Raw genomic sequence first — 25,257 nt, 5'->3', positions numbered from 1 at the left:
TCACGCTGCGCTACTGCGGCCGAGCCGACATACCTTCATGCATCGAAGCGGTCCGCTGCAAAGGGTGCGAGGCGGTCAGGATCGCCGCGTCCGGCAATCAGGTCGGCAACCAAGCGGGCCGTGATCGGCGCCAGGGTGAGGCCGAGATGACCATGACCGAAGGCATGGATCACCCTGCGGCTGCCACGCGACGGACCGATGACCGGCCGGGAATCGGGCAGCGACGGCCGGAACCCGAGCCACTCGGATGAAGGTCGGCCGAGTTGGGGAAAGAACTGCCTGACACCGCGATCGAGAAGCGCCAGCCGGCGCGGATTTGCCGGCGCTGCGAGCCCGCCGAGCTCGACGGTTCCGGCGACACGCAGCCGGCCGTTCATCGGCGTCATGTAGAAGCCGAGATCGACAGGACAGACCGGACGATTGAGCAGAGGCGCATCGGTCGGGAATTCGAGATGATAGCCGCGTTCGGTCTCGAGCGGGACGCTGTCGCCGGCCTGCATCGCCAACGCCCGCGATTGCGCGCCCGCGGCGATCACCACCGTGTTCGCCTTGATGCGAAGGCCGGAACCGCTGAGCCTGACACCGTCCGCCTCGACCCGCAGCCCGGTTATAGCAGCCTGCGCCACCGACACGCCGCGGGCGGTCGCTGCATCGAGCAGCCGCCGCATCAGCGTCTTCGGATCGGTGACGTTCATCGAGTCCGGGAAGTACAGGCCGCAGGCCCCGGTCGGGGGCAGGCCGGGCTCGAGCGCGGCCACCTCTCCCGGCGTCAGAACCTCCTGATGCACACCAAACCCGGCGCGCAGAGCCCTGCCCCCAGCGGCCTTGGCGAAATCGCTCTTGCGGCGATACAGGTAGAGACAGCCGTTGCGGCGCATCAGGTCGGCCATATCGGCCTCTTTCACCATCTCCTCCCAGGCCGGCAGGGCCTCAGCCAGAAGCCCGGCGAGTGCCATCGCGTTGGCGCGGGTGGCCGCCGGAAGCGACTGCCGCACGAAGCGGACCAGCCAGGGCGCCAGCTGGAAAAACGCTGCCCAACGCAATGCGAAAGGGCTGTCCGGATCGAGGAGCAGTTTTGGCAATTGGCGCAGCACGGCCGGATTGCCGACCGGCATGCAGGCATATTCGGCGAGCGTTCCGGCGTTGCCGAACGAGGCGCCGGAGCCAGGCTCGTTGGGGTCGATGAGCAGCACCTCGCGCCCCTCGGCCGCAAGCCGGAGTGCCGTTGCCAAACCGACAATGCCGGCGCCGACTATGGCGACTTCCACGGTTTCCGGTGCTGCCATCCTAGACGAAGCCAGGCAGTTGCAGATGCCCGGCCGCGAGCAGTTCGGCCATGGTGTTCAGGGCCGTGCGAAGATCGTCGAGCGAGCGCGCGGCGCCGACATTGATGCGCACCCCGTGCTGCACCGGCTCGCGCCCAACCGCGAAGGCGTCGCCGGGAAGAACGGCAACGCCACGTTCCAGGCAGGTGCGAGCGAAACCCGCGCCCCGCCACGGCTCCGGGAGGCGCAGCCAGGCATGGGTCGAGGTGGCGTGGCTCTGGACATCGTAGCGGCCGAGGATTTCGGTGAGGATGGCCTGGCGCTGCCGAAGCTCCTGCTTCTGGGCTTCGATGATGCGCGCCGCCGAGCCCTCTTCTATCAGCCGCGCGCCGATCAGCGCCGTCAGAGGGCTGATGCTCCAGCAGTTGATGCGTAAAGCCGCGGCGACCTGGCCGGCTATGGCGCGTGGCGCGATCACAAAACCGAGGCGCAGCCCTGGGGCAAGGCATTTCGACAAGGCGCCGATGTGAACCGTCAATTCGGGCTCGAGGCTGGCAAGCGACGGCGGCGGATTGTCTGCCAGCGGCCGGTAGACGTCATCCTCGATGATGAGCACATTATGGCGACGGGCCACAGCCACCAGTTCGTGCCGGCGTTCCTCGCCCAATGTGATGGTGGTCGGGTTGTGCAGGGTCGGCACCAGGAAAACCGCGCGCGGGCGCAGCTGCGCGCAGGCCGACTCGAACGCGTCGGCCCGCATGCCGCCACGGTCCATGGCGACGCCTCTGAGATCGAGCCCATGCACCCGGCACAGTGCATTGATGCCCTGATAAGTCACTTCGTCGGCGAGCACGACCTCGCCCTGCCTGGTCACCGCGCCAAGCACGCAATCCAGCCCATGCTGGGCGCCCGCCGCCAGCACCACCCGGCTGGGATCGCCGTCGCCCGCCGCCGGCCGCATCCACTCGGCGATTGCCTCCCTCGCCCACAGCGGCCCCTCGGGCGGATGATAGTCCTGAAGCGTGACGTAGTGCCGGTCCTTGGACAGGCGCGGCAGCAGCAGCGCCAGCGCGTCGAGATAGGCCGAGGTCGCAGGTCTGTTCACGGAAAGATCGATGACGCCGGTGTCTTCGCTCGGCGCCGACACGAAACCTGGTCCTTCGCCGCCGTTGCGGGCGGCGACCGTGGTGCCGCGTCCGGGCCGCGCTTCGAGCAGGCCGCGCTGCTGCAGTGTCGACAGCGCGCGCGTCACCGTGGTGACGTTGATGCCCAGTGCGCGGGCAATCTCGCGCTGCGGCGGCAACCGGTCTCCAACGGCAAGCGTGCCGGCTGTAATCCGTTCGGCAATAGCGTCAGCAAGGCGCCGGTAGACCGGGCCTTCATCCGAGGCGAGTTGCAGGTCCTGAAGCATGCGGGTTGGCGGATTCGGTGTGTTGACACTCTGGCTACCGGCGCATCTAGCATAAGACAATGCTCCGGACAATAGCACTTGTCCGGTACATTTTTTCAAAATCCGGCTGAAAAAACTCACACAATTCCGAAGAAAGCCGCTTGACGGGCAAACTTGTCTGCACCTATGCTGCTTTAGCGATTGATTGTGTGAGCATACAAGTTTGGTTGCCGCCCTTGCGCGGCCAGCGTCATGCGAGACCGACCGACACATGCACGGCAAGCACCACCTCGTTTCGACAAGCGGCCATTGCCGCCGCTCAACGGATTTCCGTTCGTGATCGCCGAAGCGACAGTCTTGCCAGCCGACAGCGCCGCTGCGGCACCGGACGCCCGCCGGCAGGGATTTGTCGAATTCGTCGATGTCGAAAAATCCTATGACGGCCGGACGTTCGCGGTGACACGGCTAAACCTCAGTGTGGCGCGCGGCGAGTTCCTCACCCTTCTCGGCCCCTCCGGTTCGGGCAAAACGACGACGCTCAACATGCTTGCAGGTTTCGAACGGCCGACCAGCGGCGTCATTACGCTTGAAGGCCAGTCGGTCGACAGGCTGCCGCCCTACGAACGCAACATCGGCATGGTGTTCCAGAACTACGCGCTGTTTCCGCACATGAGCGTTGAGGAGAACGTCGCCTTCCCACTCTCGGTCCGCAAGATCACCAAGGCGGACGTTGCATCCCGCGTCGGCCGCGCACTCGACATGGTGCGGCTGCGGCAGTTCGGCGACCGGCGGCCGGCACAGCTTTCCGGCGGCCAGCAGCAGCGTGTCGCGCTTGCCCGCGCGCTGGTGTTCGAGCCGAGCCTGGTGCTGATGGACGAGCCGCTCGGCGCGCTCGACAAGAAGCTGCGCGAGCATATGCAGCTCGAGATCAAGCAGCTGCACACGATGCTCGGCGTCACCATCGTCTACGTGACGCACGACCAGAGCGAGGCGCTGACCATGTCGGACCGCGTTGCCGTGTTCAACAATGGCGGGATTGCCCAGCTCGGTTCGCCTGATGATCTCTACAACACGCCGGAGAGCTCGTTCGTCGCGAGCTTCATCGGCGAGAACAACACGCTGGAAGGCAAGGTCGAGCGCATCTCCGGGAAGGAGTGCCGCGTCGCGCTGGACGGTGGCGGTTCGGTCACCGCACTGGCCATCGGCGTTGCTGAGGGCGCGGCCTGCCATGTCGCCATCCGCCCGGAGCGGCTGAAGCTTGCGCCCGCTTCGAACGGAGCAAATGCGTTAGCCGCCACGGTGGATGGCCGCATCTATCTCGGCGACCACCAGCGTCTTCTGGCCAGGCTGGAAAACGGACAGCTGCTGACCGTCAAGGTCGGCCCCGAAGCGACCATGGGCAGCGGGGAACCGGTCACGGTTTCCTGCGCGCCCAACGACTGCCGCGCCTTTCCGGCCGATACCGGAACGGGCGGTTCCATCTCGAAAACAGGGGAATAAGAACAATGAAAATCACAAAAGCCTGGCTGTTCGCCTTCGCGGCAGCCACAGCATTCATTACGTCAGGACATGCTGCGTTGGCGGAAGAGCTTTCGATCATGGCCAGCGGCGGCGCCTGGCAGGATGCCCAGCGCAAGGCATGGTTCGAGCCGTTCAGCAAGGAGACCGGGATCAAGATCGTCGAGCAGGAATATCTTGGCGATCTCGGCAAGGTCAAAGCAATGGTCGATACCGGCAACGTGCCGATCGATCTGGTGACGGTCGAGACCGCGACCGTGCTGCAGGGTTGCGACGCCGGCATTCTCGAGCGGCTCGACTATTCCAAGATCGCCCCCCGTGAAAAGTTCATCGAAGGTTCCGCCCTCGACTGCGGCGTCGGCCTCGATGCCTATGGCGACGTCCTTGCCTATGATCCCAACGTGCTGAAGGAGGCGCCGACCTCGGTCCTCGACATCTTTGACACGACGAAGTTTCCGGGCAAGCGCGCGATGCGCAAGTTTCCGGCGCAGAACCTCGAATGGGCGCTGATGGCCGATGGTGTCGCGCCGGCCGATGTCTACGAGGTGCTGGCAACCCCCGAAGGCGTCGATCGTGCCTTCAAGAAGCTCGACACCATCAAGCAGGACATCGTCTGGTGGGATGCCGGTGCGCAGCCGCCCCAGCTCCTCGCATCTAAAGAAGTGGTGATGACCACCGCCTGGAATGGCCGTATCCAGAACGCCATCGACAAGGACGGGGCGCCATTCAAGATCGTCTGGAACAACCAGATCCTCGAATATGACATGATCGCCATTCCGAAGGGCGCCAAGAACCCGGAGCTGGCCTACAAGTATCTTGCCTATATCAGCCAGCCGGAAATCAACGCCAAGCTCGCCAGCTATATCACTTACGGGCCGGTGCGCATCGATGCAGCTTCCTTTGTCGCGCCCGACGCCCTGCCGAAATTACCGAACGCGCCTGACCACATGACCGCTTACCTGGTCGCCGATACCGAATTCTGGGGAGACTATGGCGAGGATCTGGTCAAGCGCTTCAACGCCTGGCTTGCGCAGTAGGGAAAATGTCGGCGCTTGAGCCCACGAAACTGGACCGGCCGCGGGCAAGCCGCGACTGGTCGGCCGCCGACACCGGCACTGCAAAGTCGGTCGCGGCGGCGCTTCGCCGCGCCGATCTCGGCGACCGGCTGCGGTCGCTGGCGCTGGCGGCACCTTTGCTTGTGCTCCTGGCGCTGAGCTTCGGCATCCCGATCGTCCTGCTTCTGTCGCGCGCCGTCTATGATCCGACGATTGCCAACGCCTTGCCGCAGACCGGCCAGGCATTGGTCGGCTGGAACGGCACGGGACTGCCCGACGACGCTGCCTTCCTGGCCCTTGCCGCCGACCTCCGGAGCAACCAGGCCAAGGGCACCGCCTACGAACTCGCCAAGAGCCTCAACGCCCGCCTGCCGGGTGCACGCAGCCAAGTGCTCAAGACGGTGCGCCAACTGGAGGCCGCCGACAGGCCGCCGCTGGAGGTGATGAAAGCCGTGCCGCTCTGGTCGGCGCCAGGCACATGGCCGGTCATCGAGAGCGGTACCCATAGCGTGACGTCGTTCTACCTGCTGAGCGCGCTTGATCTGCGCTGGAATGCCGATGGCGGCATCGAAAGGGTGCCACCCGAACAGGCGATCTTCCTGCAGGTGTTCATGCGCACATTCTTCGTCGCCGCAGCGGTGACGCTGGCAACGCTGATACTGGGCTTTCCCCTCGCCTATCTCATCGCTTCCGTGCCCAAGGGCCTCGCCGCCATTCTCATCGTTGCGGTGCTGTTGCCGTTCTGGACTTCGATCCTGGTGCGAACGGCGGCCTGGACGGTGCTCCTGCAGAAATTCGGCCTGGTCAACGATCTGCTGCTGTGGCTCGGCGTTGCCGACGATCGGCTCGACCTGATGTACAGCCGCATCGGACTGATCATCGCCATGACCCACATCCAGCTGCCGTTCACGCTGCTGCCGATCTACAGCGTCATGCGCACCATCCAGCCTTCGCAGATGAAGGCTGCCTATTCGCTCGGCGCAAAACCTTTTACCGCCTTCCGCCGCGTCTACCTTCCACAGGTCTTTCCTGGCGTGATGGCCGGCTGTCTGCTCACCTTCATCCTCTGCCTCGGCTATTACATCACGCCGGCGCTGATCGGCGGCGCCAGCGACCAGCTGATCAGCAATTTCATCGCCAGCTACGTCAATGTCGAACTGAACTGGGAGATGGCGGCGGCGCTCAGCTTTATCCTGCTCGTCTTCACACTGGCGCTGTTCGGCATCTTCGCCCGCATCCTCGGCCTCGACCGTCTCAAGCTGGTGTAGCCATGTTGCTGTCTCCCTATCCGACGACAGGCGAGAGAATCCGCATCACCCTGCTCTGGCTGTGGTGCGGCATGGTGATCCTGTTCCTCCTCGTGCCGATCCTCATTCCCGTTCCCTTGTCGTTCAACAGCGGCGCCTTCTTCATCTTTCCGCTGGAGGGAATTTCGACGCGCTGGTACGAGGTCGTGCTTGGAACCCAGCGCTGGCAAGCAGCAATCGGCAACAGCCTGATCGTTGCGTTCGGGACGACGCTGATCGCAACGATACTCGGCACATTGACGGCTATTGCGCTTTCCGACGAAAAGTTTCCCGGCCGCCGCATCGTCATGCCGCTTCTGCTGTCGCCACTGATCGTGCCGGTGGTGATCACCGCCGTCGGCTCATATCTGTTCTATGCACGCGTCGGCCTTGCCAGCACCTATGCCGGCATCATCCTGGCGCACACCGCGCTCGCCAGTCCCTTCGTCGTCGTCACGGTGGGAGCGAGCCTCACCGGCTTCGACCGTAATCTGATGCGCGCCGCCGCCATCTCCGGAGCAAAGCCCATCACATCGTTCTTCAGGGTGATGCTGCCGCTGATCCTGCCCGGCGTGCTGTCAGGGGCGGCCTTTGCGTTCGTCACCTCGTTCGACGAGGTCGTCGTGGTGCAGTTCCTGGCCAGCGCCAATCAGCGCACCATGCCGCTCGAAATGTTCATCGGCCTGCGCGAGAAGCTGAGCCCGGCAATCACCGCCGCCGCGTCGCTGATGATGGCACTGTCGATCATCCTGCTCGTCGTTGCCAATTTTCTGGCCCGCCGTGGCAAGCAGCGACCGCGCATCGACTAGGAATGTCGTGCGGCGGTCGGCCAAAGCCTCCATAGGCCTGCCGACGTCAGGCTGCTTTACGCCGGGATTTCCATGTCTCGTGGTGCTTGCCCCATGCCGACATGACTGTCACCGCATCGTTCAGGCTAAAGCCGAGCGGCGTGATCGAGTATTCCACGCGAGGCGGCACCTCGTCATGGGCGCGCCGGCTGATCAGCCCGTCGGCTTCCATCTGCCGCAATTGTTGCGTGAGCACCTTTTCGCTGACGCCAGGCAACAACCGGCGCAGTTCGGCAAAGCGGTATGGCCGCAGGTGCAGTTCCCATAGCAGCGAGGTCTTCCACTTTCCGCCGATGGCCTGCAGCGCGGCAGCAAAACCGCAGCTGTCTGGTTCCTTGCGCCTCATTTGGCAGCTCCTGTCATGATGGCGATAGCTTACCTCAAGGTGCGTACTTCTCAACGCAGCAAGAATTTATATCTTCGGATCGAGCGCGCCAAACACAAAACGGACCCTCGTCGACAGGGCCATCAGTCTATCGGAGAAGTTACTATGGCATCGAATGTCTGCGTGCTCGGCGCGGGCCGAATGGGCTCGTCCATTGCTCGAACGCTGCTCGACCGCGGCTATCCAACATGGGTCTGGAATCGAACCGTGGCAAAGTGCGACTCATTGGCGGCCCTTGGTGCGAAGGTCGCCCCCTCGGTGGAGGATGGAATCCGAGCGGCCGACGTCGTGATCATCAATGTTCTCGACTATGCCGCCAGCGACGCTTTGCTGAAGCGGGTTGGCATCGCTTCGGCATTGGCCGGCAAAGCCGTCGTGCAACTCACCTCCGGATCGCCGCGTCTGGCGCGGGACGAAGCGCGCTGGGTGGAGGCGCATGGTGCCGGATATCTCGACGGGGCGATCATGGCCACTCCGGATTTTATCGGCAAACCCGAAACCGCACTGCTTTATTCGGGTTCCCGCGACGTTTATAAGAAGCACAAGCCCCTGCTTTTCGCACTCGGCGGCGGCACGAGCTATGTCGGGGAGCTGCCGGGTCAAGCCTCTGCGCTTGATACCGCTCTGCTCACCCAGATGTGGGGCGGGCTCTTCGGAGCACTCCAGGGCATGGCTGTCGCCGAGGCCGAAGGTCTCGACCTGGCGACGTTCAGGAACCATCTTTCCGGATTCAAGCCGGTTGTCGATGCCGCTCTGTTCGACTTGGTGGATAGAACGAATGCACGCCGTTTTACCGGCGACGACGCGACCCTGGCATCATTGGGCGCCCACTACAGCGCCTTCCAGCACCTGCTTGAGGCATGCGAGGAGCGAGGGCTCGACGCGGCTATGCCGCGCGCCATGGATATGATCTTTCGACAGGCGCTTTCGCTCGAGCGCATGGAAGATGATTTTGCATCTCTCGCGCCGCTGTTTCGAAATGGTTCGCCGCGCCAGAGCGGGGAGCGATCGAATGCATAGCAGCAAGACGAAACGAACCGCGACCTGCTCATGCCGGAGCGTGGAACTTGTCCTCGCCGGAGAGCCGCGACGCGTCTATGCGTGCAGTTGCATGGAGTGCCAGCGCTGCACCGGAACGGCGTTCTCGTACCGGGCCATCTACGCCGGTTCCGCCCTCGTCGGCCAGAAAGGCGAGACCAGATCCTGGCGCAGAACCGGCTCGTCGGGACAATGGTTGGAGCAGACATTCTGCACCACATGCGGCTCGGTCGTCTTGATGCGGGCAGAAGGGCTGAAGGATGCGCTGTCGGTATCGGTCGGCTGCCTGGAGGACCCGGAATTCCCACCCCCGATAATGCTCCATTGGCCTCACAGAAAGCATAGATGGCTTTGCTTGGAGGGCGTGCCCGAAGCAGCCGCCTCTTGAGGGCGGATCACCAAGCGCGATGCCTGGCTTGCAGCAGGCTCGGCATCGTGAGTCCGGCAACGTCTCCTTCGGCAATCGATTTCCGTTCAAGAAGGTCCCGATTGGGCGGATAGCTGTCGCGGGCGACTGCGAATCCCAAGGCTCCCTCGCAGCACCCCTTGCAACACTTTGCGCTCCCCGACGTTCTCTCAAGGCACGCTCCGAAGCCGATTGTCGCGGCTCCAGGGCAAATCAATTGCTGGAGCGAGGGAGCCATGTCGGCTTCGCCGGGGCTGGCCACGGCACCCAGCGTGCCGTGGCGGTTCGGCGACCTACATCGATATGACGCTGGAGGAGATGCCATGGACATGGGCAACAGGAAGACGCAGTTCAATATCTGGTACTGGATCGCCGCCTTCGCGGTGATGATGATTTTCCAATATGTCTACACTGCCACGCAGCACGTCGCGCAGATTCCCTACAGCCAGTTTGAGAGCCTGCTACGCGGCGGCAAGATCGCCGACGTGCAGGTTTCCGATCGCTTCATCCAGGGCCGCTTCAAGCAGCCGCAGGACGGGAAGCCGCTATTCATAACCACGCGCGTCGAGCCGAATCTCGCGCGGCAGCTGCAGGAACACGGCGTCACCGTCACTGGCCAGATCGAAAGCACATTCCTGAGCGACCTGCTCTCCTGGGTCGTCCCGATCCTCGTCTTCTTCGGCTTATGGATGCTGCTGCTGAGACGCATGGGCGGTGGCATGGGCGGTTTGATGCAAATCGGCAGGAGCAAGGCCAGGGTCTATGTCGAGGCCAATACCGGCGTCAGGTTCGACGACGTAGCGGGTGTCGATGAGGCCGAGGCCGAGCTGCAGGAGATCGTGGATTTTCTGAAGAGCCCGCAGGAATACGGCCGCCTTGGAGGGCGCATGCCCAAGGGCGTGCTGCTGGTCGGACCGCCCGGCACCGGCAAGACGCTGCTCGCGAAGGCCGTCGCAGGCGAGGCAAAAGTTCCGTTCTTCTCGATCTCGGGCTCTGAATTCGTCGAGATGTTCGTGGGCGTCGGCGCCGCCCGTGTGCGCGACCTGTTCGAGCAGGCATGCGCCAGAGCCCCGGCAATCATTTTCATCGACGAGCTCGACGCGCTGGGCCGCGCCAGGGGTGCGGGCCCGATGATGGGCGGCCACGACGAGAAGGAGCAGACACTCAATCAGCTCCTGGTCGAGCTCGACGGTTTCGATCCGAAGATCGGCGTCGTGCTGCTCGCCGCGACGAACCGCCCGGAAATCCTCGACCCGGCACTTCTTCGCGCCGGCCGTTTCGATCGGCAGGTGCTGGTTGATCGGCCGGACAAGCAAGGTCGCGTCCAGATCCTTAAAGTCCACATGAAGAAGGCGAAGCTGGGGACGGATGTCGATGCCGAGAAAGTCGCCGCGCTGACGCCGGGTTTTACCGGCGCTGACCTCGCCAACCTGGTCAACGAGGCGACCCTGCTTGCCACGCGCCGGAAGGCGGATGTCGTCACCATGGACGATTTCAACAATGCGGTGGAGCGCATCGTGGCCGGGCTCGAGAAGCGCAACCGGCTGTTGAACCCCAGGGAACGCGAAGTCGTCGCCTATCATGAAATGGGCCATGCGTTGATAGCCATGGCGCTGCCCGGCGTCGACCCGGTGCACAAAGTATCAATCATCCCGCGCGGCGTCGGTGCGTTGGGCTACACCATCCAGCGGCCGACCGAGGATCGATTCCTCATGACGCGCGAGGAACTGGAGAACAAGATGGCGGTGCTGCTCGGCGGCAGGGCGGCCGAGTGGATCGTGTTCGGGCATCTGTCGACGGGGGCCGCCGATGACCTTGCCAAAGTGACCGATATCGCCCGCGCCATGGTTACGCGTTACGGCATGTCGGAAAAGCTCGGCCATGTGGCGCTGGAAAAGGACCAGCGCTCCTTCCTGAGCCCCAACCCACTCGCCGGCGGTCCGCGCGAGCACGATTACGGCGAGGCCACCGCCGAAGCTATCGACGCGGAAGTTCGCAGCATCGTCGACACAGCTTTCGCGCGAACCGTCGGCCTGCTCACTGAGCGACGAGATCTGCTGGAAAAGACGGCGCGCAAGCTGCTCGAAATCGAGACGCTCAGCGAGGCTGAACTCGCATCGCTCATCGGAGGCGCCTCGGCACCGGATCGCGCGACAACGGAGGCATCCGATCCGCAATCGGGGAAGCGACCGGTACGACGAGGCAAGGCTGCGGCTACAAACCTCTCGCGCCCGGCCGAGTGATGCCCTTCCCCGTCCCGACGTGGTCCGGGTCCGAACCGCTCGTCCAAAGCCCGATACGGGCTGCAAGATCGCCGTACAACGTCATGTTGCAGCCGAGGACAAAGCCGCCGGGATGGACATCAGGGTCAGTCGCTCGCGGACCGGCGACCGTTTGATCGTGAACGGCAGATCCCTGGCATCGCCGATCTCGACGCGGCCTCCCGGGTGACCCGTTCCCAGGCATAGTGTCGCTGCCAGTCACTGAGATAGTCGCCCAGGACGTGGCAATCATCAACAACGAAGACCGGCACGGCCTCTCGCACGCGCCCGGCCGGCCGCCAATCCGCGTGCTTCGTCAAGGGTCCGAACCCGTCAGCTACGATAGGCCAGGCTGAATGACCGACCTCATTTGCCTCGAATTCGCCCCGATCTGCGATGGGGGCGCGGCTTAGAGAGGGCTCGCCTTCGCGCCTCCGAGTTGAAGGCCTTCGACGGGATCGGGGTCGAGGCCGTCGAGGCAATCCCGCCCGGCGGCCTGCTCGACAGTCTTCACGAACCGCGGGCGCTGGTTCGCACGCCCCACGGCGCTGCCGAGGCGAAGAGAATGTCGACGAGAGGCGATCTGGCGCAAGTTGCGCCTCGTGCTCGAGGAGGCGGTCCGCAAGTGTATGGTGGCCGACGTGGAGGTCGGATCGTTGCTGTCGGGCGGGCTCGACAGCTCGATCACCGCTACGCATGGGGGGCGGTCTTGTCGCGGTTGCGGAATCGCAGTGGTAAAGGGCTCGGCAGCGCGCGCTTCACCGATAGACAGCGCGTGAACAGAGCAGCGTGCAGAAATTCAACCGTGGTCAACGCTCTTCGGCTTGGAGGGAAGTGATCGAAAGTGGAATGCGTTGTCATCAGCCTTCTGCGGCGTTGCCGTTTTGGCGCGCTGCAAAAACACCGTTTCCAGCCGTCGACCAATCTCGCTCACCTTTGACGACGTAGTATAAGCCGCCTTCGAATTGCTTGATGCGAGCCATACCTTCGTAGCTGGCAAGATACTCGTGGATCGCCCGTGCATAACCATCCCAGTCGGGGTACCCGTCTGCGATCATGATCCCATCGTCGGCCAGGTAAGGAAAAAGGGCCCGAAGACAAGTCATTGCGGAGGCATGCCAGTCGCAATCGATTCGTAGCACCGCGATGGGTGATGGCGGCTCGAATTTGGCCAATGTCTCCTCGAAGTAGCCTTTGACAAGCTGATATCGCGTTGCGCCGGACTTCCTCATGGCCGCATCGGCATGCTCGGTTCCGACGATCGCATTGTTGAAGTACCACGGGCCGTTCGTACCAGCCTTCCAGGCAAGGGCAGCGGGGCCGTCGATAGGCTGTGGATCAACATGGCCTTGGAAGCTGTCGAATAAGAAATATTCTCGCTGCGGTCCTAGGATCTCAGCCATGCCGGCACAAGTGCCGCCTTTCCAGACGCCACACTCGATGACGCAGCCATGCGCTGGCGCCGTAGCAGTAAGAGCGAGGTTCGCGATATACTGCTCGCGACCAAGCATGGTGCTGTCCTTGTACTTCTCGTAGATCATCTCAAACCGAGTGTGCGGAGCCCGTGACCGGGAGACGCGACTTACTTCGAGGCCGATCGCATTGAACGAAGCCCGCACGAGGCGTTTCACTGAGCTGAGAGTCATCGTGCTACTCGCAAGATGGTTGAAGCGGAAATCGTGCTCGCTGCCACCGCCGCATGGCAATCAAACGCCCTGTCAAGCTTACAGAGTTTAGATCTAACCGCAAAGACACCATCAAGTTCGATCACCTGATCGAGCTCGTGCCGTTAAGGTCGCACACAAGGGGCGTTGGAATACCGCAATCAGCAGAAACGTGACTTCCATCTCTCCAGACGGCCGCAGAGCAGGCGATCCAGGATAGTAGCCGGACGGCTAGCTGCAATGAGGCTGAGGTCATGCCGCCTGTCCGTAGCGCATGAACTGGAACGTCTTATGAAAGGATCGGATGAGCTCGAAACATCGAACCGGCCTGGGTTCGGTCGTTGTCTCGAAAGTGAAAGATCCGCTCGTCGCCTTCCGCGGTGTGCCAGTCGACAGCGTGCGCTAGCCCGTATCCGGCATCGGCAAAGAGGCGTATCAGCTCCGTTTCCGTAAATGTGTTGGTCCAGCCTGCGCCAGCGCGGCGGAACGTTTCCGGCAGCCTGGCCAGGCTATGTCGGGGGTGAGCCGCGCAACCATATGACGCGATACAAGCCGGCGATTGCTGCCTCAGCCATTCTATAAAGGAATGTAGATCGTGAACGTATTCGAGAACCCCAGCAAAAATTGCGAGATCGAATGCATGGGCGGTCAGATCAGGCAAGGGTCGTTGATTTAGGTCCAGCACGATCGTGCCAGGTCCGCGGCTCACGAGGTCGGACGGGGTGTATTGGCAGCTTGGGTCGAGATGACGTTGAAGCTTGCCCATTCCCACGCCAAACTCGATCACCCTCACCCCAGGTGGCACTAACCGGGCAATGATTTTCGTCCTTTCCTCCCAGTCCTCGAATTCCGATGCATCGGTCCACCGCTCAAAGTCGGTCTTTCCGAACAGCTTGCATCTGAGCGCTTTTAGTCTTGTCGACCAACTGTGGTATTCCAGCATGGCGGCCCCTGATTCAGCCTTGGTCCCCGATCGCGTCGCGAATGCGACGGTAAGCGGTATGGCCGGCAGCGATTTGAGCTTCGGCCCTGGCCAATATCGCCGGGCGAATAGCGGGCGCCTCTTCCCACAGGCGCCGGAGCGCCGATCGAAGCTTCTCGGCTGAGTTCGGATGATCGAGTGCCACCATCTCGCAGCCCGTGCCGAACATATCGGCGAGGCCAACGAACTTGTCGACATAGTAGTTGGATCTGGCTAGCCCGATTGTCGGGATACCGTTGGCCAACGCGAAAACGCCGGCGTGGTAGCTGCCGGTGACTACGACCCGACAGCGCTGGATTTGCCGAATGAGGTCGATCGGTGTGCGGATCGCGAGTGCCCGGTTCAGCTCGGTCTCATCGGTGGGCATCAGTCCATGAATTGCGTCGATGTCCGCTTCGCGAGGCACCCATGAGACTGGAACGGCGATCAAGGGTGCATCGAGCGAATCCGATGTGGCGCCTAAGACATGTCGCAGCCCTTCGAGAATATCCGCTGATACTCCTGAATAGGAGGACAGACGTAGATTGACGCCAATGCCGGTGCCAAGCTCATCCACTCGCATCTCATGCGCCATTTCGATGGCGTCATCGCCGGTTGCGCAGATCCTGTCCTTGGAAACACCCAGCTCCGCGAGCAGAGGAAGCCCGGCTCGCGTTTCGCGAAGCGCGATCAAGTGGAGCCTTGGCAATATGGCCGATGCACGCGCTCTCAGCTCGGCATTGGCAAGCGGGCCCATCCCCTGGCCGACCATAACCACCGGCCGTCCTTTCCTTGCAAGCGCGAGATTCAGAGTTTCGAGTACCGACAGGGCATATTCTGGGAAAGCGTCTGTGATTCCGCCCATTCCACTTACAAGCACAAGGTCTGCCCTGTCCACAGCATCGGTGAAGCGAAGAAGTGCCGCGCGCGCATCCGGCATGTGCCTAAACTTAAGGCGCCAGAACAGAGAAACGAGCCTCGGCGCGTGTCGGCGAATGCGATCGGGCCAGTGCTTGGGCACGAACCGCTTCAACTTGGCCGGCCTGAAATCAGGCTTGAGCCATAGGGCGCGCCCTTCGGCGGACAGGGGGGTGGCAAAGGGACAGAAGCGGCGAAGCGCGTCCGGATCGTCAGTCAGAACGTTGATCGTCGAATTGTCGCACAGCCGCGCAAGCCGCTCCGTGGCAGCATAGAGCATCGCCATGTCACCGATATTACGCAGCACATAGTCGCTCGGCTCTACGAGTATCTGGATTGGGCGATGATTAAAGCACATCCTTTTTCCCTAGATCCGAGTGGAGGACCGAAGGTTAGCACAACGTCTGAGGCAATCGAGCCCATTTGCGCGACGCCGGATTTTGCTGACACGTCTGCTTGGATCAGATCACGATGATGCTTGCGCCGACCTGAAGGTCCTCTCTTGAATATTCGAGGCCAGAAGCGGCGGGTCTGCTACAAATCTACCCCAGAGCTGTAGCTCGGGCATGGTTCGTTTCTCCATCGGCCAATCAAGGCCAAGGAGAACGGAAATGGGTTACTCTCAATACGATCCTGCAATTCAAGGACGCGCTGCTTGGAATGCCGGAAAGTCAGTAGGCACGAAGCGGCCTTTCACACAAAAGCAAATCTGGGCGATCCGCTTCTTCCTCGATCGCGAAGGACGCCTTCGTGACCGGCCGCTGCTGTCACGCGATCGAACTGAACGCAGCCTATGTCGCGATGCTGCGTTGGCAGGACTTCACCGGCTAGGCAGCAGTGCTGGAGGGCGACGAACGGACCTTCGCCGAGATCGCTGCGGCAAGAGTTGGAGGAGTGGCATGACCAGGATGGAGCTTGCCCGGGTTTGGCCACCGACTCGCGATGCTGCTGGCCTTACCGGCCATAAGCCAATGAGCCAAATCGAGGCGATTCGACGAGAGTGCCTGGACTGCTCTGGCCAGCATCTGACCGAGGTAAAGCTCTGCGAGACGGTGACCTGTCCGCTCTGGCCATTCAGAGCCGGCCGCCATCCCTACACCAGAAAGTGCCTCCTGGAGGCCAATTCTGAGCAACGGCCCTTCACCGGCACTCCGGTGGCCCAAAATCGCTCTTCGTCGGGAATTGGCCCCAGCAGCATGATTGCCGGGAAGGCGAGGCCAAGGCAGGCCAGGCGGCGAGTGTGGCATCTGGTGAGGCAGGCTGATGGCCCGCCCCAGCCATCAGCCCGATGCTTTTCATCGCCGTCAGGTAGAGGCGCTGGCAGGCTAGGGGCAAGGTTGCACGCCGGCTCCGCCGGTTGACCCAGGTCCGCAGATTGAACACGTCGACTGAACAGCATCAGCCGAACACCCCGACTACGAAGGTGATCGCGGATCCGCGCCCCGTTCCCAGATCCAAGTTCGATTTCCCGGATTCGAGATTTGATTTGCCACGATCGAAGCCCGTTAGGGCCAGGCTGGCAGGACAACAATCGGTCTGACTTGCCCCGAATTCGCCCCGGTTGTTGGCCAGCAATGCATAATAGAATACACAAATAAGCCATTCCCCAACTGCGGAAACGAAGGCCTGATGATTGATGACAATGCCAGGGTAGGCGTCGTGGTGCCGATGTTCAATGCTGAGCGAACCATTCGCGCCACCTTGACCAGCATCTGCCAGCAGGACCATCAGGCGCTGGACATTATCGTGGTGGACGACGGGTCGACGGACCAGTCCGCCTCGATTGTGGCCTCCTGTGCTAAGAGAGACCGGCGTATACGCCTAATGCGGCAGTCGAACGCCGGTGTCGCGCAGGCCCGCAACAGCGGTGCGGCCTCTACCGATGCGGAGTTTCTGGCGTTTGTCGACGCGGATGATCTCTGGGCCCCATCCAAGATCGCACTGCAACTGCGCGCCCTGCAGGAAGGCGGCTCTTCTGCGGGCCTGGCATATTGCTGGTTTGCCCAAATCGACGAGGACGGCCGGGTATTCTCACTATACCGACCCGATGCCGATGGCCGCGTTCTGCAACGGATGTGCAGAATGAATTTTGTCGGCAACGGAAGTTCGATGCTGATGCGTCGCTCCGCATTCGAGCAGGCGGGAAAATTCGATCCTTCCCTGAGGGCCAGGAATGCACAAGGCTGCGAGGACCTTCTCATGTGCCTCAGGATAGCGGAAAGTTACGAATTCCGTGTCGTGCCTCAGCACCTGGTGGGCTATCGGATGACGAACGTCAACATGTCGAGCGATGTCATGCAGATGCTTCGTTCATGTGAAATCGTCCTTGCCGAGTATCGCGAAAAATATCCGCAGTTCGGCAGCGATCTCGATGCGCATCTGGTCGACATGATCCATTGGCTTGCCATCAGAGCCTTGGTCGGCGGGCGGCTGTTCGCAGCCGGCGACCTGCTGAAGAGATACTTCGTCCTGGAACCGCGCACGGCAATTTCCCGCCTGCCCAACATGATCGACATGTACTGCCGGGCCAGGCTGGTTCCTCGCTGGATGAAGGTTGGAGTGAAACGGATGCGAAACAAAAACGCCGAGTTTCGGCGCCTTTATGAAGAGACTATCTGGTGAATGTGAGCGTATTCCTGTTCGCGCGCTTGCAGCGGCTCTTCCGCCACGGGGGTCTGGGTGCACCTCGTGATCTGAGACCTTAAGCGCCGTCTTCGACGAGAGCGGACCGATCAATACTCCTCGGACCTGACTCGCGAAGCTGGCGCGGCGTCGGCGTCTTGAGGGCCACCTGGACTCGCCTTCGAAGCCACTCCGGAGGAAATGGCTGGCAGATGAAAGTCGGATCGGCGTCGAAAAAACGCTCGGAGGTACAGATGGAATGCGGTGAGGTCGGAACCATGCGCTGTTTAACGGCAAGTATTCTTGGCACAAAGCGACACAGCCGCCGCCACAGGTCTTGTGCGGACGGCTTTGCGAAGACATGAAACAGCGCGGCCGGATCGATCCGTGTTGCGTGGACAAGCGGAGCGATGGCCGCGCCTGGCGACGTGCGGGCGGCTTCGCTGCCATAATACGCGGAAGCCACGCCATCGGACCAACGAAACAAGAAAGACGCTAGCTTGGGATGTCGCGTGCGGACTGTTTCAAGGACGATCCGGTGCGATGTCAGCATGACGACATACCTGGTCGACATAGAAGATAGTGATCGCCGGTAACCAATCAGATACTCGGGAACGACATCATAATCGCAGATCGCGGCAATGTTGAGCTGCATCTGCAAGTCTTCGGCTCCTTGGGCGCCTGCGGCTCTGAGCGACGGGTCGTATCCCCCGGTTGCCGTAAGAACTGACCGCCTGATTAGCGGTGAACTTGCATTGCCGATAAAATTCTCAACCAGCAGCCAGTTGTGGACGTCCCCGCGAGCGAGAGTTGGCGGGGAGCATTCGATCACCCAATCATCATCATCGATGACCCGATACCATGCGTAGACAAGGCCGAGAGACGGCCGCGACTGAAAGAGGCTGTGCTGCTTTTCCAGCTTTGTCGGGTGCCACACATCATCCGCATCAAGCGGCGCTATAAATTCACCCTTCGCCGCATGAATTGCCAGGTTTCTGGCGACAGCAACCCCTTGGTTCTGCTGTCTCAGAAGAGAAATACGCGGATCACTGGTTGCAAATGCCTCGACGATCTCAGCGGTCCGGTCGGTCGACCCGTCATCGACCACTATGATCTCTAGCTGTTTGAAAGTTTGCGAGGCGGCCGACTGAAGGGTGTGTCGGATGGTCTTTTCCGCATTGTAGGCAGGAATGATGACGGAAACTGCGGGTTGCATATCGAAAAAAGCCTGCTTTTGATGAAGGATGAAAGAAAGACGGAGCGCCACCGGCCTAAATACTAGCATGCTCGAGCGGGATAGTATCAAGCCGCGCCTCTCCCTATGGCTACTTCAATGTCTGAGAATTCGCCCGGTATTCGCACTTACGGCGGCGACACGTGCTAATATGCTGGTTTCAATCCGCCCAAACTTGTGGATGCCTTCATGCTTCCTTTCATTTCGCTCACATCCGTGCCCGTGGCCCCGTGGTCATATTGCCATCAGCTATATGCTTGAACACTCACATGTATCGCGTTTCTGCCGATCGGGATGGCATCCACGATCGGACATGAGCGTGGTTTTTACGGTTCTTGCGGCGGGAGACCGATGGTGATTCCGCGCGTTCTCCTGCAGCTTGGTCGGCTGGTGCGGCGTCGACGCCTGCGCCGTGCTCCCATCATACTGATGTACCATCGCGTTGCAGATATCGCCGTCGATCCGTGGAGCCTAGCTGTCCATCCGGCGAGGTTCGACGAACAAATCGAAGCGCTGACGCGGAGCCGGCAGGTGGTGCATTTGCATGAGCTGTTTGATGTCATCGCACGGGGAAAGCCAGGCAAACCGCTTGCGGTTGTCACGTTTGACGACGGCTATCACGACGTCTACAGCAACGCTCGCCCGATCCTGCAGCGTCACGACTGCCCGATGACGCTGTTTGTTGCGACGGGAGCAATCGGAAGCGGCAGAGAATTCTGGTGGGATGCGCTCACGCGCATCTGTCTTGAGACCGCTGAACTGCCTGACCAACTCGACATCACGATCGAGGGAGGCAAGCATCACTGGCTTATCCCGAAGGTGGTGGATCAGGCCGGCCGTGACAAAGTCTACCGGGAGGTATGGTCGGCGCTCCGAACGCTGCCGTATGAGCGACAGAACGCGCACGTCGAAGACATTGCGAAATGGGCGGGCGTTGGTCTCGACGCCAGGCCAGAGCACTGTATTATGACTCCCGCGGAGGTTGGTGACATCAGTGACGACCTGATCACGATCGGCGGTCATACTGTCAGTCATCCCACGCTTCCGGCCCATTCCTTCGCGACCCAGCTTCGCGAGATCGTCGACGGCCGTTCGGCCTGTGAGCAAATGACCGGAAAACGCGTCCTCTCTTTTGCATATCCATTCGGAGACCATGACGCCCTGTCGGTAACTGCCGTCAGGGAAGCGGGATTTGAGTTCGCATGCACGACGCGCGCCGGGTGCGTTGCGCCCGAGGCAGACGTGCTGCGTTTACCTCGATTGTATGTCGGCAACTGGTCAGGGGACGAATTCTTGCGAAAAATCGAGGATCATCTGTTCTGATGAACGCACAGCAGACTACCATTATCACCCCTCGACGCGGCTGGTTTGACCTCGATTTCTGGCACCTGTGGCGCTATCGCGATCTGCTGCTCCTGTTCGCGATGCGCGACATCAAAGTCCGCTACAAGCAGACCTTGCTTGGTCCGGCTTGGCTGATCCTGCAGCCCCTGGCGCTTACCGCAGCCTTGACCACCGTCATCAGCGGTATCGCGGGCATTTCAACCGGTGGCCATCCCGCGCCAATCTTTTATCTGACAGCGCTGGTGCTGTGGTCGTATTTTTCCCAAGTCGTCTCCACCGCGAGCCAGGTCTTCATTGCCAACGGTCATCTTTTCAGCAAGATCTACTTCCCGCGACTCGTCGTTCCCGTGTCGTCGCTGCTGTCGAACAGTGTGGCCCTGGCGATCCAGCTTGGCGTCGCATTGGCCTTCTTGCTCTGGTACCAGCTGACAGGAAAAGTGGACGGGTTGTCGTGGCGCCTCGCGTTCTTTCCGCTGGTGATCATCCAGATCGCGGCATTCTCGTTGGCTGTTGGGCTTTGTCTAGGAGCGTCAACCGCGAAGTACCGCGATACAGCTCATATGACTCCGTTCCTCATTCAGATCTGGCTGTTCGTGACGCCGATCATCTTTCCTTTTTCGGCTATTCCCGAGCAGTACCGGACGCTGACCGGATTTCTGAATCCGCTCGCTGTCATAATTGATGAATGGCGCTGGTGCTTCTTCGGCACTTCGGCAGTCGGTGCGCCACAAATCGCTGCAGCGCTTGTCACGACCTCGGTCGTGCTGTTCATCGGCGTCGTGATCTTTCAACGCGTCGAACGAACGGCCATGGACATGCTGTGAAGAGAAATGACAACCCTTGCGGCCCCGTAGAGAGTGAAGGTCGCCCTTCGTCGGCCGCCGCGCGTTCTGCACAATGGGCACGACGCCGATGCCATTGATCTCCGTCATCACGCCTTTCCTCAATGTCGAGCGGTTTCTTCCGGACGCGATCGAAAGCGTGCGCGCGCAAACCTTCACCGACTGGGAAATGCTTCTCATTGACGACGGATCATCCGACGGGAGCGTTGCAATCGCGGTGGCTGCAGCAACCGGCGATCCGCGAATCCGTTTCATTCGATCGAACGGCCAGCGTCGCGGCGCCGCCGCGGCGCGCAATGCCGGAATCGCGGCCGCGTCGGGCATGTTCTTCACGTTCCTGGATGGCGACGATATATTTGAGCCGGAAAAATTCGAGACGGAACTTGCGATCTTTGATGCGCATCCTCGCGCCAAGGTCCTTTACGGACCGACCCTGTGGTGGTTCCCCGATGAGCCGCACAGGAACTGGACCGACTCGATGCCACGCCAATCGGGCCGTCTGCACATGCCGCCCGACCTGCTCGACCAGGTCATCGTGCGCCAGCGGGCTCATGTGCCGTGCATCTGCTCGATCATGGTTCACCGCGAAGCTTTGGTAGCGGTGGGCGGCTTCGATGAGGCTTTCGAGCTCTACGAAGACCAGACCCTTCTAGTGAAGCTGCTGTTGCGCTATCCGGTATTCGTGACATCCACGCCCACCGGCCGATACAGGCAGCACCTCGATTCGACATCGGCCAAGGCGACTGCTTCCGGCATCTACGATCGACTGCGCCCGCATGCTGCTCGCATCGGCTTCCTCGAATGGGTTGAGATGCATGCGTCGGCCTCGGGATTGATGACGCCGGAGTTGCAGCGGGCGCTCCGCTTCGCATTTGCGCGCTATCCGGCCCAGCGTCGGCCCCTGACACTTCGCGATAGGTTTGACCTCGCCATCGAAGCCGGACGCCGGTTCGCCCGGCGGCTGACGCCACGCCGCATCCTGTCGAAGGTGTTCAAGCTGCCGACGAGAGCACGGAAGTAGTGGGCGGGATCGGTGGCGCGGATTGGATCGCGACCGAGCCTGAGATGTCTGATACTAACGATACCGTTTTACGTGAATGACAAGTCGCATCGCCTCGCTGGGGGCGACGTGCTAAAACGAACGAGTGTCCATCATTTCTGTGCCAAAATTCTGTTTGTGAGGCCTACGGTCGCGTTCGATTCTGGCAACGAACACCAGCCCGTTGCCTCTCTGCGAAGCTAAGGAGAATTTGGCTGTTTCATGATCGCAGTCGTCATAACAACTTACAACCATACTCGCTTTCTCGAGGAAGCCATTCAGAGCTGTCTTCGTCAAAGCCGGCCGATCGATGAAATTATTGTCGTCGACGACGGATCCACCGACAATCCGGCATCGGTTGTCGAGCGTCATCCAGGCGTGCGCCTGATCAGGCAGGACAATTGCGGGCTCGCGGCCGCCCGAAACACCGGACTGGCGGCTTCCAGATCCGATTACATCACCTTTCTGGACGCGGATGATCGTCTCCTTCCAAATGCCATGGAGACGGGCGTGCGAGTGTTGGTTGCGCATCCAGATGCGGTTCTCGCTTACGGAGCTCATCGTTTCATCAATGGAAGCGGTGCGATCGAGTCAGACAAGCATCACATCGCGCTTATTGGAGATCCTTATCTTCAGTTACTGCGGACGGGAAACTTCATTGCGATGCATGCGACCGTGGTTTATCGGCGGGAGATGCTCGCGGCCATGGGTGGGTTCGACGCTTCAATGCGGTCCTGCGAAGACTATGAGCTATTCTTGCGAATCGCCCGGCGCGGTTCGATCGTAACGCACGACAATGTCGTCGCCGAGTATCGCATGCACGGCGACAATATGTCGAAGAATCGATCGATGATGCTCGCTGCAGCATTGTCAGTGCTTGACAAGCAGTTGGCAGGCCCGGTTGACGACGATGTGCGTCTTGCAGTCCGCGATGGTAAGCGGTTCTGGAAGACCTATTATACCGGAGAGTTGACTACTGAGGCCTTGCGCGTGATCCGCGCCGAACCCGCCAAAGCGATTCGCATGCTGCGGCAGGCTTTGCAGATGTCGCCGCCGATCACGCTGCAAACGGCGGCATTTAGGATTACACGCAAGATCGGCAGGCATGTGCAACGGCTGCTCGGAGCTTCCGGCGCCGATTGGCGGGCTCCGCGCGTCGGTTCAGTGCGGTTTGGGGATTTCGCACGCACGACGCCGATGAGCCACTCATTTGGATATGATCGGGGCAAGCCGATAGATCGGTATTATATCGAGAATTTCCTTCAATCGAATGCGGCCGACATACATGGCCGTGTGCTGGAAATCGGCGACAACGGCTACACGATGCATTTTGGCGGTGCTCATGTCGTCAAGAGCGACGTGCTGCATGTTGATCCCGATGATCCAAACGCGACCATCATAGGCGACCTGTCGCAGCCCGGAGTGCTGCCGTCAAACGCCTTCGACTGCATCATCCTCACGCAAACACTTCATCTGATCTTCGACATGTCGACCGCGGTCGCTGCACTGGCCGAAGCGCTCAAGCCCGGGGGCGTGCTGCTGCTAACTGTTCCTGGCATCACCCCGGTCGATCGCGGCGAGTGGGGCAGCACGTGGTTCTGGTCATTGACGCAGGCGGCGTTGGCGAAGTTGCTTGCGAAATCCTTCAGCACGGCGAGCATGGCGCTCGAAACCCACGGCAACGTCTTTGCGGCAGTTTGTTTTCTCCAGGGACTCGCCAAGGAAGAAGTTTCTGACCAGAAGCTCGACGTCCGGGATACCGCCTATCCCGTCCTTGTCACGGCGCGCGTCGTGAAGGACGGGCTGACCGCGGATCAACCCGGCGGTCGAACCGCAAATGTTACGGCTTGAGATCGATGACAGAATTGCCAGCCGTTGAGGCCCGAGGACTTTCCAAGCGCTACCGGCGCGGCGCGATCGGCGTGCGCTCATTGCGCGAGGAGGTCGAACAACTTGTCGCCCGTTTGCGCTCGCGGGAAGCCGAAGCTTCCCTCAACGAATTCTTCGCCATCAAGGACATCACTTTTTCCGTTCCGACTGGCACCGTGTGCGGTATCATCGGGCGCAACGGCTCGGGAAAGACCACGCTGCTCAAGGTTTTGACCTCGATCACGGCTCCGGATGAGGGCGAGGCAGTGATGCGAGGCCGGATCGGAAGCTTGCTGGAGGTAGGGGCCGGATTCCATCCGGATCTCGACGGGATCGAGAACATCTACCTCAACGGCGCAATCCTCGGCATGAGTAAGGCCGAGATCACGCGTAAGCTAGACCGGATCATCAAATTTGCCGATATCGGCAGCTTTCTCGAAACGCCGGTCAAGCGCTATTCGTCCGGCATGTATGTTCGGCTTGCCTTCGCGATCGCTGCTCATCTGGAGCCGGAGATTCTCGTCGTCGACGAGGTGCTTGCTGTCGGCGATGCTGAATTTCAAAGGAAATGTCTCGGCACGATGAAGAACGTCGCGGGTGAAGGTCGGACTGTGCTGTTCGTGAGCCACAACCTGGCCATGGTTCGGCAGCATTGCACAAAAGCGATTTATCTGGACCGCGGCCTTCTGAAGGATTTTGGCGAGGCATCATCGATCATCGATGCGTACCTGTCGAACACCGCCCCGAGCAGCAACGGATCCGAGCGCGTTGGCGATGATGACCTCTGGATGCAAGTGGCTATTGTGCATCCGGGTACGCGCGAGCGTTGCAGCCAGCTCAAGTTTGGCGGCGATTACGATTTTGTGCTGACGCTGGGCGCGAGGAATTCGTTTCACCGAAGCGTGGTTAATATCCCGATTTTTGATCAGGAAGGCAACTTGATCTCTGTGCTCGAAAGCCTCGCGGAAGGTGTTGGTCAATTTGACATAGTTGGGCAGGCCAAGGTCGTATTCAGCGTGCGATCGTTGGGATTGTTACCTGGCACTTATAGCGCTGGAGCGGCTCTCTATGCGTGGGGAGAGGATGACCCGGACCTCGCCAGCGAGAACTTGCTAACGTTCGACGTTGTTGCAGCAACAGTCAATGACTCATATTGGCCATATCAGAAAGAGCACGGGATTGTGCGACTGTCGCATTCTGCCCAGTTGCTTAAGGTGGATTGAAGGCGCGTGGTCGTGGCGAATAAATCTTCGATGTAGTTCAGCAACGCTGAAATCGCGCGCGCCCTGCAAAGACTGAAGGACAATCCGGG

21 protein-coding genes and 1 pseudogene are annotated in these 25,257 nt (G+C 60.9%); 14 read left to right on the top strand and 8 right to left on the bottom strand.

Features of this window, described 5'->3' with window-relative positions; translation table 11 throughout:
* Window positions 1-35: 35 nt before the first annotated feature.
* Together BQ8482_RS13850 and BQ8482_RS13845 are read right to left on the bottom strand one after the other, a co-directional pair.
* A complete protein-coding gene (locus BQ8482_RS13850; protein WP_123148142.1) occupies window positions 36-1,286 on the bottom strand; it encodes an NAD(P)/FAD-dependent oxidoreductase in 1,251 nt (416 codons plus the stop codon).
* A 1-nt stretch (window position 1,287) separates the two neighbouring features.
* Window positions 1,288-2,676 carry an aminotransferase-like domain-containing protein gene (locus BQ8482_RS13845; RefSeq protein WP_123148141.1) on the bottom strand — a complete coding sequence of 463 codons (1,389 nt, stop codon included), beginning with the start codon at window positions 2,674-2,676 and terminating at the stop codon, window positions 1,288-1,290.
* A gap of 315 nt (window positions 2,677-2,991) precedes the next feature.
* Here BQ8482_RS13845 and BQ8482_RS13840 point away from each other — a divergent pair, with 315 nt between their 5' ends.
* From BQ8482_RS13840 to BQ8482_RS13825, 4 genes are read left to right on the top strand one after another with little or no spacing between them, the layout of a single operon-like run.
* Window positions 2,992-4,155 carry an ABC transporter ATP-binding protein gene (locus tag BQ8482_RS13840; RefSeq protein WP_244602795.1) on the top strand — a complete coding sequence of 388 codons (1,164 nt, stop codon included), beginning with the start codon at window positions 2,992-2,994 and terminating at the stop codon, window positions 4,153-4,155.
* Window positions 4,156-4,160: 5 nt separating this feature from the next.
* Window positions 4,161-5,210 (top strand): ABC transporter substrate-binding protein, encoded by a 1,050-nt coding sequence (locus BQ8482_RS13835; RefSeq protein WP_123148139.1) that lies wholly within the window; start codon window positions 4,161-4,163, stop codon window positions 5,208-5,210.
* Window positions 5,211-5,215: 5 nt separating this feature from the next.
* Window positions 5,216-6,496: an ABC transporter permease gene (locus BQ8482_RS13830; protein ID WP_123148138.1), complete on the top strand. Its 1,281-nt coding sequence runs from the start codon at window positions 5,216-5,218 to the stop codon at window positions 6,494-6,496.
* 2 nt (window positions 6,497-6,498) lie between these two features.
* A complete protein-coding gene (locus BQ8482_RS13825; RefSeq protein WP_123148137.1) occupies window positions 6,499-7,323 on the top strand; it encodes an ABC transporter permease in 825 nt (274 codons plus the stop codon).
* 46 nt (window positions 7,324-7,369) lie between these two features.
* On the opposite strand, the gene BQ8482_RS13820 is transcribed toward BQ8482_RS13825, so the two are convergent.
* Window positions 7,370-7,708, bottom strand: coding sequence for a winged helix-turn-helix transcriptional regulator (locus tag BQ8482_RS13820; RefSeq protein WP_123148136.1), 339 nt, complete (start codon window positions 7,706-7,708; stop codon window positions 7,370-7,372).
* Window positions 7,709-7,723: 15 nt separating this feature from the next.
* Between BQ8482_RS13820 and BQ8482_RS13815 the strand changes: the two genes are divergently transcribed.
* The 3 genes from BQ8482_RS13815 (at window position 7,724) to ftsH (ending at window position 11,434) form a co-directional block, all read left to right on the top strand.
* Window positions 7,724-8,767 (top strand): NAD(P)-dependent oxidoreductase, encoded by a 1,044-nt coding sequence (locus BQ8482_RS13815; protein WP_244602788.1) that lies wholly within the window; start codon window positions 7,724-7,726, stop codon window positions 8,765-8,767.
* Window positions 8,694-9,173 (top strand): GFA family protein, encoded by a 480-nt coding sequence (locus BQ8482_RS13810; protein WP_342210954.1) that lies wholly within the window; start codon window positions 8,694-8,696, stop codon window positions 9,171-9,173. The genes BQ8482_RS13815 and BQ8482_RS13810 overlap by 74 nt, the downstream gene beginning before the upstream one ends.
* Window positions 9,174-9,520: 347 nt before the next feature.
* Complete coding sequence (gene ftsH / locus BQ8482_RS13805; protein WP_425294101.1) at window positions 9,521-11,434, top strand: ATP-dependent zinc metalloprotease FtsH; 1,914 nt, start codon at window positions 9,521-9,523, stop codon at window positions 11,432-11,434.
* Window positions 11,435-11,457: 23 nt separating this feature from the next.
* Here ftsH and BQ8482_RS39225 read toward each other — a convergent pair.
* Window positions 11,458-11,758 (bottom strand): annotated as a pseudogene (locus BQ8482_RS39225) (glycosyltransferase family 2 protein); the annotation flags it as partial.
* Window positions 11,759-12,081: 323 nt separating this feature from the next.
* Here BQ8482_RS39225 and BQ8482_RS39220 point away from each other — a divergent pair.
* The gene (locus tag BQ8482_RS39220; protein ID WP_244602793.1) at window positions 12,082-12,231 is read left to right on the top strand and encodes an asparagine synthase-related protein; all 150 of its coding nucleotides are present in this window, start codon (window positions 12,082-12,084) and stop codon (window positions 12,229-12,231) included.
* Between the two features lie 81 nt (window positions 12,232-12,312).
* Here the strand turns inward: BQ8482_RS39220 and BQ8482_RS13785 are convergent, their stop codons facing one another.
* The 3 genes from BQ8482_RS13785 to BQ8482_RS13775 form a co-directional block, all read right to left on the bottom strand.
* Complete coding sequence (locus BQ8482_RS13785) at window positions 12,313-12,993, bottom strand: TylF/MycF/NovP-related O-methyltransferase (RefSeq protein ID WP_165848561.1); 681 nt, start codon at window positions 12,991-12,993, stop codon at window positions 12,313-12,315.
* Between the two features lie 412 nt (window positions 12,994-13,405).
* Window positions 13,406-14,059, bottom strand: a complete 654-nt coding sequence (locus BQ8482_RS13780; RefSeq protein WP_123148131.1) for a class I SAM-dependent methyltransferase — start codon at window positions 14,057-14,059, stop codon at window positions 13,406-13,408.
* A gap of 13 nt (window positions 14,060-14,072) precedes the next feature.
* On the bottom strand, window positions 14,073-15,353 hold the full coding sequence (locus tag BQ8482_RS13775) for a polysaccharide pyruvyl transferase family protein (RefSeq protein WP_123148130.1): 1,281 nt from the start codon (window positions 15,351-15,353) through the stop codon (window positions 14,073-14,075).
* Window positions 15,354-16,654: 1,301 nt separating this feature from the next.
* Here BQ8482_RS13775 and BQ8482_RS13760 point away from each other — a divergent pair.
* Window positions 16,655-17,617, top strand: coding sequence for a glycosyltransferase family 2 protein (locus tag BQ8482_RS13760; RefSeq protein ID WP_280178827.1), 963 nt, complete (start codon window positions 16,655-16,657; stop codon window positions 17,615-17,617).
* Window positions 17,618-17,696: 79 nt separating this feature from the next.
* Here the strand turns inward: BQ8482_RS13760 and BQ8482_RS13755 are convergent, their stop codons facing one another.
* Window positions 17,697-18,884 carry a glycosyltransferase family 2 protein gene (locus tag BQ8482_RS13755; RefSeq protein ID WP_165848560.1) on the bottom strand — a complete coding sequence of 396 codons (1,188 nt, stop codon included), beginning with the start codon at window positions 18,882-18,884 and terminating at the stop codon, window positions 17,697-17,699.
* A 318-nt stretch (window positions 18,885-19,202) separates the two neighbouring features.
* Here BQ8482_RS13755 and BQ8482_RS13750 point away from each other — a divergent pair, with 318 nt between their 5' ends.
* From BQ8482_RS13750 to BQ8482_RS13730, 5 genes are all read left to right on the top strand, one after another.
* The gene (locus BQ8482_RS13750) at window positions 19,203-20,174 is read left to right on the top strand and encodes a polysaccharide deacetylase family protein (RefSeq protein ID WP_165848559.1); all 972 of its coding nucleotides are present in this window, start codon (window positions 19,203-19,205) and stop codon (window positions 20,172-20,174) included.
* Window positions 20,174-21,019 carry an ABC transporter permease gene (locus BQ8482_RS13745; RefSeq protein WP_051695003.1) on the top strand — a complete coding sequence of 282 codons (846 nt, stop codon included), beginning with the start codon at window positions 20,174-20,176 and terminating at the stop codon, window positions 21,017-21,019. The genes BQ8482_RS13750 and BQ8482_RS13745 overlap by 1 nt, the downstream gene beginning before the upstream one ends.
* A gap of 88 nt (window positions 21,020-21,107) precedes the next feature.
* The gene (locus BQ8482_RS13740; RefSeq protein WP_165848558.1) at window positions 21,108-22,058 is read left to right on the top strand and encodes a glycosyltransferase family 2 protein; all 951 of its coding nucleotides are present in this window, start codon (window positions 21,108-21,110) and stop codon (window positions 22,056-22,058) included.
* A gap of 240 nt (window positions 22,059-22,298) precedes the next feature.
* Window positions 22,299-23,927 carry a glycosyltransferase gene (locus BQ8482_RS13735; RefSeq protein ID WP_123148125.1) on the top strand — a complete coding sequence of 543 codons (1,629 nt, stop codon included), beginning with the start codon at window positions 22,299-22,301 and terminating at the stop codon, window positions 23,925-23,927.
* A 5-nt stretch (window positions 23,928-23,932) separates the two neighbouring features.
* Window positions 23,933-25,168, top strand: coding sequence for an ABC transporter ATP-binding protein (locus BQ8482_RS13730; protein ID WP_123148124.1), 1,236 nt, complete (start codon window positions 23,933-23,935; stop codon window positions 25,166-25,168).
* Window positions 25,169-25,257 lie beyond the last annotated feature (89 nt).

It is taken from the genome of Mesorhizobium delmotii, from assembly GCF_900149755.1.
Taxonomy (GTDB): domain Bacteria; phylum Pseudomonadota; class Alphaproteobacteria; order Rhizobiales; family Rhizobiaceae; genus Mesorhizobium; species Mesorhizobium delmotii.
Note: the sequence above shows the minus strand (reverse complement) of the source record. Positions and strands in the feature narration are given on the sequence as shown.

What these genes read in the sequence shown, in the direction of transcription:
- BQ8482_RS13850 (WP_123148142.1), bottom strand. Translation starts at nt 1,286, where the DNA reads ATGGCAGCACCGGAAACCGTGGAAGTCGCCATAGTCGGCGCCGGCATT.
- BQ8482_RS13845 (WP_123148141.1), bottom strand. Translation starts at nt 2,676, where the DNA reads ATGCTTCAGGACCTGCAACTCGCCTCGGATGAAGGCCCGGTCTACCGG.
- BQ8482_RS13835 (WP_123148139.1), top strand. Translation starts at nt 4,161, where the DNA reads ATGAAAATCACAAAAGCCTGGCTGTTCGCCTTCGCGGCAGCCACAGCA.
- BQ8482_RS13830 (WP_123148138.1), top strand. Translation starts at nt 5,216, where the DNA reads ATGTCGGCGCTTGAGCCCACGAAACTGGACCGGCCGCGGGCAAGCCGC.
- BQ8482_RS13825 (WP_123148137.1), top strand. Translation starts at nt 6,499, where the DNA reads ATGTTGCTGTCTCCCTATCCGACGACAGGCGAGAGAATCCGCATCACC.
- BQ8482_RS13820 (WP_123148136.1), bottom strand. Translation starts at nt 7,708, where the DNA reads ATGAGGCGCAAGGAACCAGACAGCTGCGGTTTTGCTGCCGCGCTGCAG.
- BQ8482_RS13815 (WP_244602788.1), top strand. Translation starts at nt 7,724, where the DNA reads ATGATGGCGATAGCTTACCTCAAGGTGCGTACTTCTCAACGCAGCAAG.
- BQ8482_RS13810 (WP_342210954.1), top strand. Translation starts at nt 8,694, where the DNA reads ATGATTTTGCATCTCTCGCGCCGCTGTTTCGAAATGGTTCGCCGCGCC.
- ftsH (WP_425294101.1), top strand. Translation starts at nt 9,521, where the DNA reads ATGGGCAACAGGAAGACGCAGTTCAATATCTGGTACTGGATCGCCGCC.
- BQ8482_RS39220 (WP_244602793.1), top strand. Translation starts at nt 12,082, where the DNA reads ATGGTGGCCGACGTGGAGGTCGGATCGTTGCTGTCGGGCGGGCTCGAC.
- BQ8482_RS13785 (WP_165848561.1), bottom strand. Translation starts at nt 12,993, where the DNA reads ATGATCTACGAGAAGTACAAGGACAGCACCATGCTTGGTCGCGAGCAG.
- BQ8482_RS13780 (WP_123148131.1), bottom strand. Translation starts at nt 14,059, where the DNA reads ATGCTGGAATACCACAGTTGGTCGACAAGACTAAAAGCGCTCAGATGC.
- BQ8482_RS13775 (WP_123148130.1), bottom strand. Translation starts at nt 15,353, where the DNA reads ATGTGCTTTAATCATCGCCCAATCCAGATACTCGTAGAGCCGAGCGAC.
- BQ8482_RS13750 (WP_165848559.1), top strand. Translation starts at nt 19,203, where the DNA reads ATGGTGATTCCGCGCGTTCTCCTGCAGCTTGGTCGGCTGGTGCGGCGT.
- BQ8482_RS13745 (WP_051695003.1), top strand. Translation starts at nt 20,174, where the DNA reads ATGAACGCACAGCAGACTACCATTATCACCCCTCGACGCGGCTGGTTT.
- BQ8482_RS13740 (WP_165848558.1), top strand. Translation starts at nt 21,108, where the DNA reads ATGCCATTGATCTCCGTCATCACGCCTTTCCTCAATGTCGAGCGGTTT.
- BQ8482_RS13735 (WP_123148125.1), top strand. Translation starts at nt 22,299, where the DNA reads ATGATCGCAGTCGTCATAACAACTTACAACCATACTCGCTTTCTCGAG.
- BQ8482_RS13730 (WP_123148124.1), top strand. Translation starts at nt 23,933, where the DNA reads ATGACAGAATTGCCAGCCGTTGAGGCCCGAGGACTTTCCAAGCGCTAC.